The organism is Bacteroides luhongzhouii (assembly GCF_009193295.2).
Classification (GTDB): Bacteria; Bacteroidota; Bacteroidia; order Bacteroidales; family Bacteroidaceae; genus Bacteroides; species Bacteroides luhongzhouii.
Genome location: NZ_CP059973.1, coordinates 4613181 through 4631771 on the forward strand (window position 1 = coordinate 4613181; position 18591 = coordinate 4631771).

General features: G+C 42.0%; 14 protein-coding genes. 5 read left to right on the forward strand and 9 right to left on the reverse strand.

What is annotated here, in order from left to right:
* Window positions 1-56: 56 nt before the first annotated feature.
* Window positions 57-1355, reverse strand: a complete 1299-nt coding sequence (locus GD631_RS17445) for a phenylacetate--CoA ligase family protein (RefSeq protein ID WP_143259777.1) — start codon at window positions 1353-1355, stop codon at window positions 57-59.
* A 135-nt stretch (window positions 1356-1490) separates the two neighbouring features.
* On the opposite strand from GD631_RS17445, the gene uvrB reads away from it, so the two are divergent.
* Window positions 1491-3521 carry an excinuclease ABC subunit UvrB gene (gene uvrB, locus GD631_RS17450; RefSeq protein WP_143259779.1) on the forward strand — a complete coding sequence of 677 codons (2031 nt, stop codon included), beginning with the start codon at window positions 1491-1493 and terminating at the stop codon, window positions 3519-3521.
* Between the two features lie 342 nt (window positions 3522-3863).
* Here uvrB and GD631_RS17455 read toward each other — a convergent pair whose 3' ends face one another.
* Window positions 3864-4565, reverse strand: a complete 702-nt coding sequence (locus GD631_RS17455) for an SGNH/GDSL hydrolase family protein (protein ID WP_185911500.1) — start codon at window positions 4563-4565, stop codon at window positions 3864-3866.
* Between the two features lie 347 nt (window positions 4566-4912).
* Here GD631_RS17455 and GD631_RS17460 point away from each other — a divergent pair, with 347 nt between their 5' ends.
* The 3 genes from GD631_RS17460 to GD631_RS17470 all read left to right on the forward strand — a co-directional run bounded on the left by GD631_RS17460 (window position 4913) and on the right by GD631_RS17470 (window position 6900).
* Window positions 4913-5719, forward strand: coding sequence for a KilA-N domain-containing protein (locus GD631_RS17460; protein ID WP_143259781.1), 807 nt, complete (start codon window positions 4913-4915; stop codon window positions 5717-5719).
* A gap of 3 nt (window positions 5720-5722) precedes the next feature.
* Window positions 5723-6199, forward strand: a complete 477-nt coding sequence (locus tag GD631_RS17465) for an alanyl-tRNA editing protein (protein WP_143259783.1) — start codon at window positions 5723-5725, stop codon at window positions 6197-6199.
* Between the two features lie 272 nt (window positions 6200-6471).
* Complete coding sequence (locus GD631_RS17470) at window positions 6472-6900, forward strand: Hsp20/alpha crystallin family protein (protein ID WP_004300008.1); 429 nt, start codon at window positions 6472-6474, stop codon at window positions 6898-6900.
* Window positions 6901-7021: 121 nt separating this feature from the next.
* On the opposite strand, the gene GD631_RS17475 is transcribed toward GD631_RS17470, so the two are convergent.
* From GD631_RS17475 to GD631_RS17495, 5 genes are all read right to left on the reverse strand, one after another.
* Window positions 7022-8137 (reverse strand): ABC transporter permease, encoded by a 1116-nt coding sequence (locus GD631_RS17475; protein WP_143259784.1) that lies wholly within the window; start codon window positions 8135-8137, stop codon window positions 7022-7024.
* A gap of 76 nt (window positions 8138-8213) precedes the next feature.
* Window positions 8214-9317: an ABC transporter permease gene (locus GD631_RS17480; protein ID WP_143259786.1), complete on the reverse strand. Its 1104-nt coding sequence runs from the start codon at window positions 9315-9317 to the stop codon at window positions 8214-8216.
* A 2-nt stretch (window positions 9318-9319) separates the two neighbouring features.
* Window positions 9320-10789 carry an ATP-binding cassette domain-containing protein gene (locus GD631_RS17485; RefSeq protein WP_143259788.1) on the reverse strand — a complete coding sequence of 490 codons (1470 nt, stop codon included), beginning with the start codon at window positions 10787-10789 and terminating at the stop codon, window positions 9320-9322.
* A gap of 17 nt (window positions 10790-10806) precedes the next feature.
* Window positions 10807-11718, reverse strand: coding sequence for an HlyD family secretion protein (locus GD631_RS17490; RefSeq protein ID WP_143259790.1), 912 nt, complete (start codon window positions 11716-11718; stop codon window positions 10807-10809).
* A gap of 16 nt (window positions 11719-11734) precedes the next feature.
* Window positions 11735-12994 (reverse strand): TolC family protein, encoded by a 1260-nt coding sequence (locus tag GD631_RS17495; protein ID WP_143259792.1) that lies wholly within the window; start codon window positions 12992-12994, stop codon window positions 11735-11737.
* A 160-nt stretch (window positions 12995-13154) separates the two neighbouring features.
* On the opposite strand from GD631_RS17495, the gene GD631_RS17500 reads away from it, so the two are divergent.
* Window positions 13155-14051: an AraC family transcriptional regulator gene (locus GD631_RS17500; RefSeq protein ID WP_143259794.1), complete on the forward strand. Its 897-nt coding sequence runs from the start codon at window positions 13155-13157 to the stop codon at window positions 14049-14051.
* A gap of 3 nt (window positions 14052-14054) precedes the next feature.
* Here GD631_RS17500 and GD631_RS17505 read toward each other — a convergent pair whose 3' ends face one another.
* Together GD631_RS17505 and carB are read right to left on the reverse strand one after the other, a co-directional pair.
* Window positions 14055-15101, reverse strand: coding sequence for a mannose-1-phosphate guanylyltransferase (locus tag GD631_RS17505; RefSeq protein WP_143259796.1), 1047 nt, complete (start codon window positions 15099-15101; stop codon window positions 14055-14057).
* Between the two features lie 204 nt (window positions 15102-15305).
* Window positions 15306-18533 carry a carbamoyl-phosphate synthase (glutamine-hydrolyzing) large subunit gene (gene carB / locus GD631_RS17510; RefSeq protein WP_143259798.1) on the reverse strand — a complete coding sequence of 1076 codons (3228 nt, stop codon included), beginning with the start codon at window positions 18531-18533 and terminating at the stop codon, window positions 15306-15308.
* Window positions 18534-18591 lie beyond the last annotated feature (58 nt).

Below are 18591 nucleotides of genomic sequence, written 5' to 3' on the forward strand. Positions count from 1 at the left end.
ATTAAGTAATAAGTATTAAGTATTAGGTAACAGGTATTAGGTTACCTAATACTTATTTACATTTTTCTGTTATCAATCACACGTTTTGCTTTACCTACGCTACGCTCAATGCTGCGAGGCTCTACCAGTTTCACGTTGACTCCCAATCCAAGTACGCTTTGCAAACGTCCACCCAACTTTTTCTTCAAAGCCAGCATTTTGTTGATTTCATCAGAATAGAATTCCGGACGTACTTCAACCTGAAGCTCCATCGTATCGGTATTGTTTTCACGCCCCACTATCAACAGATAATGCGGTTCAAATTCTGCCATTTCAAGGATGACAGATTCAATCTGTGTCGGGAATACGTTCACACCACGGATAATCATCATATCATCACTGCGTCCCAAAATACGATCCATACGTACTAATGTACGACCGCAAGAACATTTATCATGATGCAAGGCAGTCAAATCACGCGTACGGTAACGGAGCAACGGCATCCCCTCTTTGGTCAGGTGGGTAAACACCAGCTCGCCCGTTTGTCCCGGCTCAACCGGTTGCAATGTATTCGGATCGATAATTTCCGGGAAATAATGGTCTTCATTCAAGTGAGTACCATTCTGACATTCGCACTCGTAACCGACACCCGGTCCGGCAATCTCACTCAACCCATAAATATCGTATGCTTTGATTCCCAATTTCTCTTCAATTTCATGACGCATATTTTCCGTCCAAGGTTCCGCACCGAACGCACCGGCTTTCAGTTGAAATTCTTCACGCGGCAAACCGGAATCTTTGATTGCATCTGCCAGATAAAGCGCATAAGAAGGAGTGCAACAAAGCACTGTCGACCCGAAATCATGCATCAAGGTGATCTGTTTTTCTGTATTGCCACTGGACATCGGAATAACAGAAGCGCCGATATTCTCGGCTCCGGCATGTGCCCCCAGTCCGCCCGTAAACAGTCCGTATCCGTATGATACCTGAAAAATATCAGAACGGCCCGCTCCGTAAGCGGTAAAAGCACGTGATATACATTCCGCCCAAGAAGCCAAGTCCTTGCGGGTATATCCGACAACCGTCGGCTTTCCGGTCGTTCCGGAAGAGGCATGAATACGTACAATCTGGCTCATCGGCACGGCACAAAGTCCGAACGGATAATTATCTCTTAAATCATGTTTCGTGGTAAACGGCAGTTTTACAATATCATCAATACTATTGATATCATCGGGAGTTATTCCCATTTCCTGCATCTTCTTTCGATAGAAAGGAGTGTTGTGATAGACGTAATCTACAATTTTCTTGAGTCGTATGCTTTGAATCTTGCGAAGACTTTCGCGGTCCATACACTCAATGCTCTCATTCCAAATCATGTGTTTCTGGTATTACTAGTTGTATGAATCTGTTTTTTGATATTAATATGTTGCAAAGTAAAGGATTTATTTGGAAAAATGATTTGTTATCTCGATTATTTTACCGAATATTGCTCCACTTTTTAGGATTTAACTATGAATTATGAACTAACATCAGCTTATAAACCTACCGGGGATCAGCCGGAAGCGATAGCACAACTGACTGAAGGGGTACTTCAGGGGGTTCCCGCACAGACTTTACTGGGAGTGACCGGGTCGGGAAAAACATTTACCATTGCCAATGTGATCGCCAATATCAACAAACCCACGTTGATTTTGAGCCATAACAAGACATTGGCTGCCCAACTCTATAGCGAGTTTAAAGGATTCTTCCCCAATAACGCGGTAGAATATTACGTTTCTTACTATGACTATTATCAGCCGGAGGCCTATCTCCCGAGCAGTGATACTTATATAGAGAAAGATCTTGCCATCAATGACGAAATCGACAAGCTTCGACTCGCAGCCACTTCTGCCCTACTCTCCGGCCGAAAAGACGTGGTAGTGGTTTCTTCCGTATCTTGCATCTACGGTATGGGAAATCCTTCGGACTTCTACAAAAATGTCATTGAAATAGAACGGGGACGGATGATGGACCGTAATGTGTTTTTACGTCGTCTGGTAGACAGTTTGTATGTCCGCAATGATATCGACTTGAACCGTGGCAATTTCCGCGTTAAAGGTGATACCGTGGATATCTATCTGGCTTATACCGACAATCTGCTCCGTGTCACCTTTTGGGGGGATGAGATTGATGGCATAGAAGAGGTAGACCCGATCACAGGAGTCACCATTGCTCCATTCGACGCCTATAAGATTTATCCGGCCAATTTGTTTATGACGACCAAAGAGGCAACTCTCCGTGCTATCCACGAAATAGAAGATGATCTAACCAAACAAGTGGCATTCTTCGAGTCTATCGGTAAAGAATATGAAGCCAAACGACTATATGAACGGGTGACTTACGATATGGAAATGATCCGGGAGTTAGGGCATTGCTCCGGAATTGAGAATTATTCCCGTTATTTCGACGGTCGTGCTGCCGGCACTCGTCCTTATTGTCTGCTCGATTTCTTTCCGGATGATTTTCTGATTGTCATTGACGAAAGCCACGTAAGTGTACCCCAAATCCGTGCGATGTACGGAGGAGACCGTGCACGTAAAATCAATCTGGTGGAGTATGGTTTCCGATTGCCTGCGGCTATGGACAACCGTCCGTTGAAATTCGAAGAGTTTCAGGAAATGGCGAAACAGGTAATTTATGTCAGTGCCACACCGGCAGATTATGAATTGATTCAGTCTGAAGGTATCGTCGTAGAGCAGGTGATTCGTCCTACGGGACTGCTTGATCCTGTCATCGAAGTGCGCCCGAGTCTTAATCAGATTGACGACTTAATGGAAGAAATCCAGCTCCGCATTGAAAAGGAAGAACGCGTACTCGTCACCACACTAACCAAACGAATGGCAGAAGAACTGGCAGAGTATCTTCTTAATAATAATGTAAGATGTAACTATATCCATAGTGATGTTGATACATTGGAACGTGTGAAGATTATGGATGATCTCCGGCAAGGAATCTATGATGTGCTTATCGGAGTCAACCTGCTCCGTGAGGGACTCGATCTTCCGGAAGTGTCGCTCGTTGCTATTCTTGACGCTGACAAAGAAGGATTCCTCCGCTCCCACCGTTCGCTGACGCAAACCGCAGGACGTGCTGCCCGTAATGTAAACGGCAAGGTAATCATGTATGCGGACAGAATGACGGATAGCATGAAACTGACGATTGACGAAACCAATCGCCGCCGCGAAAAACAGTTGGCATACAATGAAGCAAACGGAATTACTCCGCAACAGATTAAAAAGGCCAGAAACTTGTCGGTATTCGGTAATGCAAAAGAGGCGGATGAACTGCTAAAAGAAAAACATGCTTATGTAGAACCTTCTACTCCGAACATTGCAGCAGATCCGGTAGTGCAGTATATGAGTAAAGCGCAAATGGAAAAGAGTATCGAACGTACTCGCAAACTGATGCAAGAAGCAGCCAAGAAACTCGAATTTATTGAAGCTGCACAATACCGTGACGAGTTGTTGAAACTGGAAGATTTGATGAAAGAGAAATGGGGGTAAAAACTCCCACTCTTCATATCTTACACAATGATTGTCAAAGGTTGAAACTCTTAACAAAACTGTAACACAGGATTCAATCTATTAATTAGTGTTATAAAAACACCAATTAGTAGCTGATAATTTGCAAAGTTGCCGGAACTCCGTATCTTTGCATTGTGTTTTTCATAGTATTAGATTTAAGGTTAACAAAGGTTGGAGCAAGGCGTTGCTCCTTTTTTTATGTCTATACGTCATCTAAAACCTTTTCAACAACTATATCCATAGAAGTGCACATTCACAATAAATGCTGCCCAACTTTATTATCAGACAGCATTTATATTTCAAAATTTACATCAATAAACCTTAGAGCGATTTCTCTATCGCACTCTTAATCAACGGCTCCATAATATCATACCCCTCGCCTGTCGGATGAACTCCATCTTTAGTATATTGGGGATTCAAGGCCTGATTTTCATCCACCATTGCCTTATAATAATTAACAAACGGAATTTTATTAGCTTTTGCATAAGCCTCAATCCGATCATTTAAAGATTTAATTTTCTGTGGAACATCTTTTATTTCCATTCTCCATTTAAATGCAGCGGCAGGCAATACAGAAGTCAGAATCACTTTTATCTTATTTGCTTTTGCCAATTCTGTCATAGAAACGATGTTTCCAAATGTATAATCTTCATTATAAGTTTGTGTATTTTCGGCGACATCATTGGTTCCGGCATTAATCACCACTAAAGCAGGAGAAAGATTAATCACATCTTCCCGAAAACGCAACAAGAATTGATAGGAAGTCTGCCCACTGATTCCACGACCGATGTAACCGTTTGATTTGAAAAAGTCCGGATGAGTACGTACCCACCCTTCCGTAATGGAATTTCCCAGAAAAATAACCCGTTTGTCTTTCTTTGTCGCCTGTGGAAGTGCGGCATTTTGTTTTGAATAACGAGCTAAATTTCCAAAATCATTTTTCTGTGCATAGCTTTCTCCTATTGAGAAACTCAAGCAAACAATAGCCAATAACATCCATTGGCTCAATCTTCTTTTATCCATGTTTATATTAAGTATTAGTAATATGATATTTTGCACAAAGATAAAAAAAACTCCATACATAGACGCCCAAAATATCGAATAACCGTTAAGACGAAAGATATTTTTCTTAATCTATGTTATATAACATGCTATTTTACTTGGATTATTTGCTAATTTCCCAATAGTCCGTATCTTTGCAATGTGTTTTTCATAGTATTAGATTTAAGGTTAACAAAGGTTGGAGCAAGGCGTTGCTCCTTTTTTTATGCCTATATATTAGAAGTGAGTTTAACATACCTTGAATAAAAAGTGATATATACGTTTCTTTATTCCCAAATATAACTTTACCTTTACTGAAAAATCAGAATATGGCAAAGATTACAGTTCAGACCACAGACGTTACTATCTTAAAGATCAACGATACAGATTATATTTCTTTAACCGACATAGCTAAATACAAGACAACAGATACTAATACTGTTATTGCCAACTGGCTACGTAATAGAATGACTATTGAATATCTAGGATTATGGGAAATATTATATAACCCCCATTTTAAACCCCTCGAATTCGAGGGGTTTAGAAAAGAAGCAGGTTTAAATGCATTCACTCTTTCTCCTCAAAAATGGATAGAAACGACCTGTGCTATTGGACTCATATCCAAATCCGGAAGATATGGCGGCACTTTTGCTCACAAAGATATTGCATTCAAATTTGCAAGTTGGATTTCTGTTGAATTTGAGTTATATATAGTAAAAGAATTCCAACGTCTCAAAGAGCAAGAGCAAGCTCAAATTGGTTGGTCAGCAAAGCGAGAACTATCTAAAATTAATTATCATATTCATACTGATGCAATCAAGCAGCATCTTATCCCTCAAGAAATCACTCCACAGCAAGCATCCATGATTTATGCCAGCGAAGCTGATATCCTTAATGTAGCCATGTTTGGAATGACAGCCTTAGAATGGCGTGATACACACCCTAATTTAAAAGGTAATATTCGTGATTATGCCTCAATCAATGAACTTATCTGCTTATCAAACATGGAAAATTTAAATGCCGTTTTCATAAATGAAGGTTTGACACCCAAAGACAGACTTATCAAATTAAATCAAATAGCAATTCAACAAATGAGCATACTAGAAGATATCAAAAATAAAAAGTTATTGAAATAATTTATGGAACAACAAATTCAACTCAACGACCACAACAAGCAGGAGTATCCTCCTATGCATACAGCAGAGCATCTACTCAACGCAACCATGGTGAAAGCCTTCGGTTGCCCGCGTTCCCGCAATGCCCACATCGAAAGAAAAAAGAGCAAATGTGACTATATACTTTCCTCATGTCCGACAGCAGAACAAATCCAGTCAATTGAAGAGATGGTAAATGAAGCAATTGATCAAAACCTACCTGTGACTGTTGAGTATATGACACACGAACAGGCCAAAGACATCGTAGATTTAAGCAAACTACCTGCTAACGCAAGTCCTACCCTTCGCATTGTCCGCATTGGAGATTATGACGCCTGTGCCTGTATCGGATTGCATGTATCAAATACTTCTGAAATGGGAACTTTCAAAATCATTAGCTATGACTATGACAAAGAAAGGCAAACATTAAGAATGAGATTCAAACTAATCGAGAAGAAATAGACATATTATCAAATTAATATCTATCTTATATAAAATAAATAAAAACAGGATACATTTTGTCATCATCATTGCAAAATTGGCATTATTATAATGACAAATAGACAATTTTAGTCTCAAAAATCACTTGGCATAAGGTTTGCACTTATAGAAGCGAACAACGGTTCGAGAGCGGATGACGGAAACCGGGAAAACCGGTAACCACCAGAAGTGAAAATACCGAAGTTCAAGAATAATTAACTGAATGTTTAACTTAAAGATAGGAGACTAAAATTATGATGCCTGTTAGAAGAACTCAAAGTTGGTTACCAAGTATCTTTAATGATTTCTTTGATAACGATTGGATGGTAAAAGCAAATGCTACTGCACCTGCAATTAATGTTTTGGAAACAGAAAAAGAATACAAAGTGGAATTGGCTGCTCCGGGTATGACGAAGGATGATTTCAATGTTCGCATTGATGAAGATAATAACCTCGTTATCAGCATGGAGAAGAAGACTGAAAACAAGGAGGAAAAGAAAGACGGTCGCTATCTGCGTCGCGAATTCTCATACTCTAAGTTTCAACAAACAATGATTCTACCGGATAATGTAGACAAAGAGAAAATTGCTGCATCTGTAGAACATGGCGTTCTAAATATCGAACTTCCGAAACTCTCTGAAGAAGAAGTAAAGAAGCCAAATAGACAAATCGAAATAAAGTAATACAGTAACCACTTACTATTCACCGGAGACGGTGATGAAAAGGATCAAAAACAGCTCTCTCCCTTAAAGGGAAACGAGCTGTTTTTTTATTGTCTTTGCAGGCAATGCCGCCTTATTATCTTCAGTTGTTCTTCCGATAACTAATTACCGCCCAACTATTAAACACGACTGCAAAAAGCAACAATATTCCGAACTGCGGCAGCAAATCAAAGAAACCACTCCCCTTCAGATATATCATTCGCATCACCTCCATAAAATACCTCAAAGGATTGAATATCGTTATTATTTGTGCCCATTCCGGCATGCTGCTAATGGGGGTAAACAAACCGCTCATCAAAATCACCACCAACAAACAGAACCACATAACAAACATTGCTTGCTGCATCGTTGCTGAATAGTTGGAAACGACAAGTCCGAAACCGGACATCACCAGAACAAAAAGAACCGCGAAAAAGTAAATCAACAGAAAATGTCCGACAGGTGCTATGCCATAAATTAACCAAGCTAATATGAAACACACCGTCAGCACTAAAAAACCAATCAGCCAATAAGGCAAGAGTTTTGCCAGAATAAAAACAAACTTCGGAACCGGAGTCACATTGATTTGCTCTATTGTCCCCACTTCCTTCTCGCTAACCACATTCAATGCAGGCAAGAAACCACAAATCAAAGTCAACAACATGACCATCAATGCCGGAATCATATAGAGCTTATAGTTCAGATTCGGATTAAACAATCCCTGCGTATCAACCTGTATGGAAGGGAAAGCGCCGGAAACGGTAGCTGTTTCGGGATGTTCCGAACGTAGTTCGACTGCATAATCATTAATGATAGAAGATAAATAAGAACTGCCCAGACCGCCTTTTGTTCCATTCACGGCATTGGCTGCTATCAATACATGAGCATCCTCTCCATTCATCCAGTCCCGTTCCAAGTGCCTCGGAATTTCCATCACAATATCCGCCGTTCCAATTTCAATGTTTCGAAGACCTTCTTCATACGAGGCCGGTATTTCTACCAAGCGAAAGTAAGTGGAGGCAGCAATCTTATTCACTAAACGTTGCGAAATAGCGGAATGGTCATTATCCACAATATTCAGCTGTATATTCTTGATTTCCAGATTTACCGCCCAAGGCATCAATAGCATAATCATGCACGGAAATACAAGAATCAATTTCGGAAGAAACGAATTGCGAAGCAATTGTTTAAACTCTTTTTCTATCAGGAACTTTATCATAAATAATTCTTCAGTTGGCCAATGTACCAATTGACATGCAGGATAGCACAGTCAATTGACATATCAACATATTATATTATTCCAATCTATACTTGAATTTCTTGATACTGATCGTAATAAGTACCGTCACCATTAATAATAAGATGCCAATCTCCTTATATACCAATACAACAGGCACTCCTTCAATCATCAATTTTCGCACAGCCTGAATATACCAACGCGCCGGAAGTATATCCGAGATCCATTGAAGTATCAACGGCATACTCTCAATAGGGAAAATCATCCCCGATAAGAGCATTGTGGGCATCATCAGCATCAAACCGGAAACCAGCATGGCCGCAACCTGTGTACGCGTGATTGATGAAATCAATAAGCCCAATGCCAAGGATACGAAGATAAACAACAAAGAGACTGTTATCAACCAGAACAAACTTCCTACTACCGGAACATCCAGTACAAAGACCGAAAGTAAAAGGATGGTAATCAGATTGACAAACGACAACACAAAATAAGGTACAGCCTTTGCCAAAATAATAAATAGTGGCCTCACAGGCGAAACCAGTAATACTTCCATGGTACCCGTCTCTTTTTCACGAACGATGGAAATCGAGGTCATCATAGCACAAATCAGCATCAGGATCAAACCCATTACCCCCGGAACAAAATTATAAGCACTCTTCATTTGCGGGTTATACAACAGTTTTATATCAGGCGTTAAACGGGCAGCCGACATATTGGGCGGCATCATTTCCTGACCTACCATAGAAACAATTCCCGTCGCATAATTAACCTGCGAAGTCGACATATTCGGATCTGTCGCATCTACTACCAGCTGTACACGAGCATCACCCGTATAGAGATCATCAACAAAACGTTCGCTAAAAACAATCGCCATATCAACTTTATTCTTCAGAAAAGCAGCTTCCATTTCCTGGGGCGAATGGAAACTCGCAGTAACGGTGAAATACTCACTAGCGTCCAAACGATCAATTATTTTTCGTGTCACCACATCATTAGAAGGATCGAGTACCGCTAACCGGACATTTTTCACCTCTGTAGTGATGGCAAAACCGAATAGTATAATTTGCACAATCGGCATCCCCAACAAAATCAGCATGGTTCGCCGGTCACGGAAAATATGATAAAACTCTTTCTTTACAAAAGCTATAAACTGTCTCATAATCAATCTGCTTTACGCACCGCACTGCGGGCTAATTTCTGAAAAACATCATCCATCGTTTCCGCGCCAAATTGTTGCTTCAGACGGGCAGGTGTATCAAGAGCTTTAATCTGACCGTCCACCATGATAGATATCCGGTTACAATATTCCGCTTCATCCATATAATGGGTAGTGACAAACACGGTGATTCCCTGATCGGCTGCCTGATAAATCAATTCCCAAAACTGCCTTCTCGTAGCAGGATCTACTCCACCCGTCGGCTCATCCAGAAAAACAATTCTCGGTTCGTGGAAGATTGAAACTGAAAAAGCTAATTTCTGCTTCCATCCCACCGGAAGACTCTTCACCAGAGTATCCCGCTCGGAAGCAAGCCCCAGGCGATCCAACAATTCTTCCGTCTTCCGTTCTATCTCTTGCTCTTTCATCCCATAAATCCCGGCAAACAGACGGATATTCTCCCACACTTTCAAATCTTCATACAGCGAAAACTTCTGACTCATATATCCGATATGCTTCTTTACTTGTTCAGCCTCCCGGAAAATATCATATCCTGCCACCTTTCCTATGCCCGATGTCGGTTTGCTCAATCCGCAAAGCATGCGCATAGCTGTAGTCTTTCCGGCTCCATTGGCACCCAGGAAGCCAAATATCTCTCCCCGATTCACCTGAAAGGAGATATGATCTACCGCTGTAAAATTGCCAAAACACTTTGTCAGTTGCTCCACTTCAATGACCGGAGCGGTTCCATGTCTCACCTCCTCCCGTTCTAAAGAAGGAGGACAAAGGATGGACGCAAATTGCTGAAGAATACGCTCGGGGGTATCAATGCCATGAATCTTTCCATGATTGATAAAAGCAATCCGGTCACATTGCCGGGCTTCATCCATGATGGGAGTAGAAACAACAATAGTAATACCCTGTTCCCGCAAGTTCCGAAGCATTTGCCAAAATTCCTTGCGCGACACAGGATCCACCCCGGTAGTGGGTTCATCCAGAAATAAAATATCCGGTTTATGGATCAAAGCACAACTCAACGCCAGTTTCTGCTTCATACCACCCGACAAAGCCCCTGCCCTTCTTTTCCTGAACGGTTCTATCTGCTGATAGATATCTTTAATTAAATCATAGTTCTCCTGAACAGTCGTATGGAATACGGTTGCGAAAAACTCCAGATTCTCCTCTACTGAAAGATCCTGATAAAGTGAAAAACGACCGGGCATATATCCCACCTTCGTACGAATCTGTTTATAATCTGTTGCCACATCCAGTCCACCGATCGTGGCCGTTCCCTTATCTGCCAGCAGCAAAGTAGTCAGAATACGGAATAGGGTACTCTTACCGGCACCGTCAGGACCTATCAGCCCAAAGATTTCTCCCCGTTCTACAACAAAAGAGACCTCTTTCAGCGCTTCCACCGTTCCATAGCTCTTGCCGACTTCTTTCACAACCACTATGGGTGCATCCTTCTCCATCTCCTTGACTTTAATTTTTAATCTTCACTCTTTAATTTTACTCCGCCATACATACCAATCTTCAATGCTCCGTCATTCTGCACCGCAATCTTCACCGCATAGACCAGATTAGCACGTTCATTCTTCGTCAGAATTGTTTTGGGAGTGAATTCCGAACGATCGGAAATCCATGTCACTTCCCCCGGATAAGCTTTCTGCTCCGAGTTGCCATAGTCAGCATACACAGTCACTTGATCTCCCAGTTTCACTTTTGACAACTGTTCAGAAGTAATGTAAGCCCTCAAATACATACGATCCACTTCGCCCACCTTAAATAAAGGCTTGCCAATAGCCGCCAATTCACCGGCTTCCGCATATTTAGCCAACACCGTCCCTTCGATAGGTGACTGGATATGACATTTATCCAATTGATCCTCCACTTGCGCTACCTGTATAGCAACCGAATTACCTTGTTCTGTAAGGCTATTCGTACTATTACGCAATGATGATTCCTGTGCGACGAGTTGCCGTTCGAGTAATTTGACTTGCGCATCCCAATCATCCAGTTGTTTCTGATTGGCCGCACCTGCAGCAAGCAAGTTTTCCACCCGTTTCCTCTCACGCTCTGCCGTGACAATTTGCTGCTTGGTAGCGGCAATCTGTTTGGCAAGATCAGGACGCTGGTTTTCTACTGATTTCATACTGGCTTCCAATTGCAGTTTCTTTAAATACAATTGTACCGTATCTACCAAACCGATCTCCTCACCCGCTTTCAGCTTTGTTCCCTCTTCTACTTCCAGTCGTAGCAATTTTCCGGCAGCCTCGGCGGACACTATTACTTCCGTAGCTTCAAATGTACCGGTTGCGTCATAATCAGGTGTTCCATTTCCGCAGGCAGATAACATCATCAACGTTATCCCCCACATTCCTATTTTTGTTATTCTTTTCATATCCGGAGAAGTTATATTAATAATTCGTTGTATATTTCAATTGATAAATTCCCATCAACCGTTGAATCTCATGCATGGCTTTCGACTGACGCGCCAAGCTCTCATTGGTCAGTTCACGTAACATTTCAGTCACGGTCAACGTTCCATTTGCCACCTTTGCTTCGGCAGCTTTACGGATATTCGTACGCAACCGGATAATTTCATCATCATCCCGCATTTGCTTCTCCAAAGAACGGATAGCCTGATCCTGCTGTGTCATTTCCAGTCTTGTATTGAAAAGGAATACATCCCGGTTATTATCCAGTTGCTGCCTTTTCTTCTCGATCACCCGACGGTCATTTTTCAAAGTATACAGACTACCGAAATTCCATGAAAGCCGGACACCTGCCATATAATAAGGAGAGAATTCATTCTTCAGCATATTCAATCCGGGATTTCCATAAGCCCCCTGTACAAACAGTCCGAACTGTGGAAGATGACGCACACTCAAAGCCTTCTCCTGCACTTGCAGTCCGGCTCCCTGTGCATCAAACAAAGCCAACTCCGGGCGACGAATCTCACTGACAGCCGAAACCATACTTTGAGGTACAGGTTTCTCCAGCACCGTCTCCGGAGACAGCGCTTCTCCTACCAACAGTGAAAGCATTTTCAAATAAGCTGCACGTGATGATACTAAATCCACTCTTTTCTGTTTTGTATTCAACTGCTCCACTTTCACTGCATCCAAATCAGCCTGATTGGCTATTCCATTTTCCACATAAGCAGTAATCTGACGATAATTTCTCTCTAGTTCATCTTGCAACAATGTATTTTGTTTGATTTGTTCGTCCAGCAGGAGAATTCCAAAATAAAGATCGTTCACGCGGTTGTTCAGCGCATACATATCTACATTCAGTTTTTCTTTCTCCACTTCAGCCTCTGCAATCGTCTGCTTCTTCTGCATACGGATTCCTCCTCCGTCCCATATCTTCTGTTGCAACTCCAACATTACCTGATATTGGTCTTTGGACAATCCTTTTAAATCTACTCCGGGAAGTTTTACCGGAATTTCTGTTACATCACTCTGATAAGAGGCCTTAGCCGAAAGAGCCAATTGAGGTAAATATCCCTTGGCTGCATTTTCCAGGTTATATTCCTTTGTCTTCTCCACTAAGCCATACTGATGTACCAGCGGGTAATTATCCTGCGTCTTCCGCTGACATTCTTCCAATGTAATCTGCGCATACGCTCCTGCTACATACAGTAAAAAGGAGAGACTGAAAATCATTCTTTTCATATCCATCATTTCTTTGGTTTCTTCGAAAGACAAAGATAAGTATTTCAAAGACACTGGTCGTTTCCAAAAGTTGGTAAATATGTTCTATTAGTTCGAAAAATAGAAAAAAGCAAATAAATATGCTGCATTTTATTACCTTTGCCGGAAAAGAGAGAAGAAAATGGAACAAAAAGAACCGATAGAGTTAGCACTTAAATTATTAGACAATCTCAATATTGTCCGGCATAACGAGTATCGCTATATATCTTCTGATTTCGGGTTCGTCAATAGCTTTGTGAAAATGGAAACGGCTCTTTTCTCACTCGGTCAGCCGTATCGTATTAAAGAAGGGCGCATTGCATTCGTCAAACAAGGTTCTGCCCGAGTTCTCATTAATCTGATTGAGCATATCATCCAACCGGGATACATTTCAGTAATCGCCCCCAATTCTATCATTCAAATTATAGAAATATCTCCTGATTTTGATATGCAAATGATGGCAGCCGATCATGATTTCCTTCCTATACCCGGAAAAGATGATTTTTTCTCTTACCTTCTCCATCATCAGAAAAATATCTTATTGTTACTACTTCCACAAGAGCAGCAACAAGTGAAAAACTATTTCACTTTGATATGGGGAGTATTGCAGGAACCGACATTCCGCAAAGAAGCTATACAACATCTTTTGGTCAGCCTTCTCTATTATTTAGCATATATCGCTCAAAATAACATTGAGCTGAATCCTGTCCAGTTGACAAGGCAGGAAGAGATTTTCCAACGTTTCATCTCTCTTGTCAATACGCACAGTAAAAAAGAGCGTAACGTGAATTTCTATGCGGACAAGCTATGTCTCACTCCGCGTTATCTGAACACTGTCATCCGACAGGCCAGTCAGCAAACAGTAATGGACTGGATAAACCAGTCCATTATACTAGAAACAAAAGTATTGCTAAGACATAGCAATTTGCTCGTTTATCAAGTTTCTGATGAATTAAATTTCCCTAATCCTTCTTTTTTCTCGAAGTTCTTTAAACGAATGACAGGAATGACACCACACGAATATCAGCAAACGAAATAATCTTTATTTCGAGAACTCTTTAATCCGTTGCTCCTCTTCCAGTTTACAAATTAGTAATGTATTATCTTTCTCTGCGATGATATATCCATCTAACCCTTGAACAACAACTCGTTTTTCTTCGCTGGCATGCACAATACAATTCTTACTGTCATACAAACGTATATCGGTTCCTACCGTAGCATTTCCCGATTTATCCTGTGGTAAAAGACCGCGAAGTGCTCCCCATGTGCCTAAATCCGACCAGCCGAAAGAAGCTGGCAAGACGTAAATCGCCTCCGCTTTTTCCATCACCGCATAGTCGATAGAAATACTTTCGCAAGTTGGGAATAACTTTTTGATTGTTTCATTTTCTTTTTCCGTATAGAAATCCGGGAAAATACGATCAAAAATTTGTGCGATACCCGGAGCATATACACGCATCACGGAAGTGATAGTACGCACGTTCCACACAAAGATTCCCGCATTCCAAAAGAAACTGCCTTCCGACAAATACTTTTCTGCTGTCTCTTTATCGGGTTTTTCCTTAAATGCGTCCACCGTATAAATTTCTTTATCAGTCTGAAGCTGGTTGGCAGCAGCAATATATCCGTAGCCGGTCTCCGGACGAGTCGGCCGAATACCTATTGTGACAATAGCACTGCTATCATCTGTGAAGCGAAGCGCTTTCTCCATCACTCTACGGAACTCGCGTGTATCAATGACTAGTGCATCCGAAGGAGTTACTACAATGTTAGCACCGGGATGCTTCTTTTTGATTTTCCAACAAGCAAACGCGATACAAGGCGCAGTATTTCGTGCACAGGGTTCCGCTAAAATATTACTTTCCGGAATTTCCGGCAACTGCTCCCGAACAATATCAATATATTTTTCAGAAGTTACCACCCACATATTTTCTCTGGGGCAAACACCATCAAACCGATCTGCCGTCAATTGAATCAGTGACCGGCCACATCCCATTACATCAATAAATTGTTTAGGACATTCCGGAGTGCTCATCGGCCAGAAACGGCTCCCTATGCCACCAGCCATTATTACAACATGATTATCCATACCTATCATTCTCCTGTTAAAAAAATGTTATTTAAATAAGTGCGCAAGTTACATTAAAATGTCCAAAACAACAAATAAAGCCCAAGAGTATTTAATTTTCCAACTGAATAATCGGAAAATTGTATTTCTACAATAACAGACAAAGGCCGCTCCCCAATAATAGGAACGACCTTTGTCTTTTCATCTCAATAAGATATAATCATCTTATTTATATTCTGCCCAGCTCTTGATAGCAATATCATCAACACTCATCGTACAGAAGGCATTGATAAACGCACTGGCCAGACGAGCGTTCGTAATCAACGGGATATTCAAGTCGATGGCAGCACGACGGATTTTATACCCATTATTTAATTCTCCGGCTGTCAGATTCTTTGGTATATTGACTACCATATCTATTTCCTTGGTATGAAGCATCTCCAACGCCTGCGGATGTCCCTCTTCACTCGGCCAATATACATGAGTACTTTCAATGCCATTCTCTGCAAGCGTTTTATGTGTACCACCCGTCGCAAAGAGTTTGTATCCCTTATTCACCAGCATACGGGCCGCATCCATCATATCCGCTTTTTGCTTCATCGTGCCCGTGGAAAGCAGGATATTCTTTTTCGGAATGCGATAGCCTACAGAAAGCATTGCTTTCAATACAGCACAAGAAGTATCCATACCGATACAACCTACTTCACCGGTGGAAGCCATATCTACTCCCAACACCGGATCCGCTTTCTGCAAACGGTTGAAAGAGAACTGTGAAGCCTTGATTCCGACATAATCCAGTTCGAAGAGATTCTTTTCCGGTTTTTCGACAGGCAGACCGAGCATAACCTTAGTTGCCAATTCGATAAAATTGATCTTCAACACTTTGCTGACAAACGGGAAAGAACGACTGGCACGCAAGTTACATTCAATCACCTTGATATCATTGTCTTTCGCCAAATACTGAATATTAAACGGACCGGAGATATTTAAAGCCTTGGCAATCTCACGGCTGATACGCTTAATACGACGAACAGTTTCTACATATAGCTTCTGTGGCGGGAACTGAATAGTCGCGTCACCGGAGTGTACTCCCGCAAATTCGATATGCTCACTTATAGCGTATGCCACGATTTCGCCATTCTGCGCCACGGCATCCATTTCTACCTCTTTGGCATGTTCGATAAACTGACTTACTACCACCGGATGTTTCTTCGATACATTGGCTGCCAATTTCAAGAAACGCTCCAGTTCTTCCTGATTGGAACAAACATTCATCGCAGCTCCCGAAAGCACATAAGACGGGCGAACGAGTACGGGGAACCCTACTTCTTCGACAAACTCATGGATATCTTCCATAGAGGTCAACTCACGCCAACGGGGTTGATCCACCCCGATACGATCGAGCATGGCAGAGAATTTCTCACGGTCTTCAGCATTGTCGATACTCTTAGCACTTGTACCGAGAATATTAACCTTCTGTGCGTCCAGACGCAAAGCAAGGTTATTCGGAATTTGTCCGCCAGTAGACACAATTACCCCATGCGGATTCTCAAGCTCCAGAATATCCATCACGCGTTCGAAAGTCAATTCGTCAAAATACAAGCGATCGCACATATCATAGTCCGTAGATACAGTTTCAGGATTATAATTAATCATCACGCTGCGCCATCCTTCTTTACGAATAGTATTCAAAGCCTGCACTCCACACCAGTCGAATTCTACGGAAGAACCGATACGATAAGCACCGGACCCCAGTACGACGATGGATTTATGGTCGCCCAAGTAATGCACATCATTCGCCACACCGCTATAAGTAAGATACAGATAATTGGTTTGTGCCGGATATTCGGCTGCCAAAGTATCAATCTGCTTCACAACTGGAAGAATACCCGCCTCTTTACGGTGTTTGCGGACATAAAGAATACCATCCTCCATATCACCTTCGTAGCCGATGGCACGGGCAACCTGAAAATCAGAGAAACCTTGAACCTTAGCTTTACGAAGCAATTCGTTCGGCAGATCGACAATCTGTTTGTGGTTGTTTCCCCAGCTATGCAGTTCCTCGGAAGTCTGCATGATATTCATCAATTTCTGAAGGAACCATTTATCAATCTTAGTCAGTTCATGCACCTGGTCGATGGTGTAGCCGGCACGAAAAGCCTTCGAGATAACAAAAATACGTTTATCAGTCGGTTCGCGCAAAGCCTTGTCGATGTCGGAAATAACTAACTCCTTGTTTTCTACAAATCCGTGCATTCCCTGTCCGATCATGCGGAGACCTTTCTGGATAGCTTCTTCAAAAGTGCGCCCGATGGCCATCACTTCACCGACAGATTTCATGGAAGATCCCAATTCTTTATCTACGCCGTGGAATTTACCCAAATCCCAACGTGGAATCTTACATACTACATAGTCCAGTGCCGGTTCGAAGAAAGCAGAAGTAGTCTTTGTTACAGAGTTCTTCAGGTCGAAGAGTCCGTAACCCAGTCCCAATTTGGCCGCAACAAAAGCCAGCGGATAACCGGTTGCCTTAGATGCCAAAGCCGATGAACGGGAAAGACGGGCATTTACTTCAATCACCCGATAATCTTCGGATTCGGGGTCGAAGGCATATTGCACATTACATTCGCCCACAATACCGATGTGGCGGATGATACGTATTGCCAGCTCCCGGAGTTTATGATATTCCTTATTGGTAAGTGTCTGTGATGGAGCAATAACGATAGACTCACCGGTATGAATACCCAGCGGGTCGAAGTTTTCCATATTACAAACAGTGATACAATTATCGAAGCGGTCACGTACTACTTCATATTCCACTTCTTTCCAACCACGAAGAGATTTTTCCACCAATACCTGCGGAGAGAAAGAAAATGCCTTTTCTACCAAAACATCCAATTGCTGTTCATTATCACAGAAACCGGAGCCCAAGCCTCCCAAAGCGTAAGCAGCACGAACAATCACGGGATACCCCAGTTCTTTTGCTGCGCGACGCGCATCTTCCGCGTTTTCTACAGCTTCACTCTTAATGGTCTTTACATTGATCTCATTCAATTTCTGAACGAAAAGTTCACGATCCTCGGTATCCATAATGGCCTGTACCGGAGTGCCGAGCACCTTCACATTATATTTTTCAAGAATACCTTCTTTGTACAATGCCACTCCACAGTTCAAGGCTGTCTGACCACCAAACGCCAGCATAATACCTTCCGGTTTTTCTTTCTGAATCACTTTCTCTACAAAATACGGAGTCACCGGGAGGAAATAGATTTGATCCGCCACTCCTTCGGACGTCTGTACCGTAGCAATATTAGGGTTGATAAGAATTGTTTCAATGCCTTCTTCTTTCAAGGCTTTGAGTGCCTGCGAACCGGAATAGTCAAACTCACCGGCCTCACCGATTTTCAGGGCACCGGAACCCAACAGCAATACTTTCTTTATATTTTCTTTCATTGATTCTACTTTCTGGTTCACCACAGATTACGCAGATTGACACAGTCTTTTTAATAAC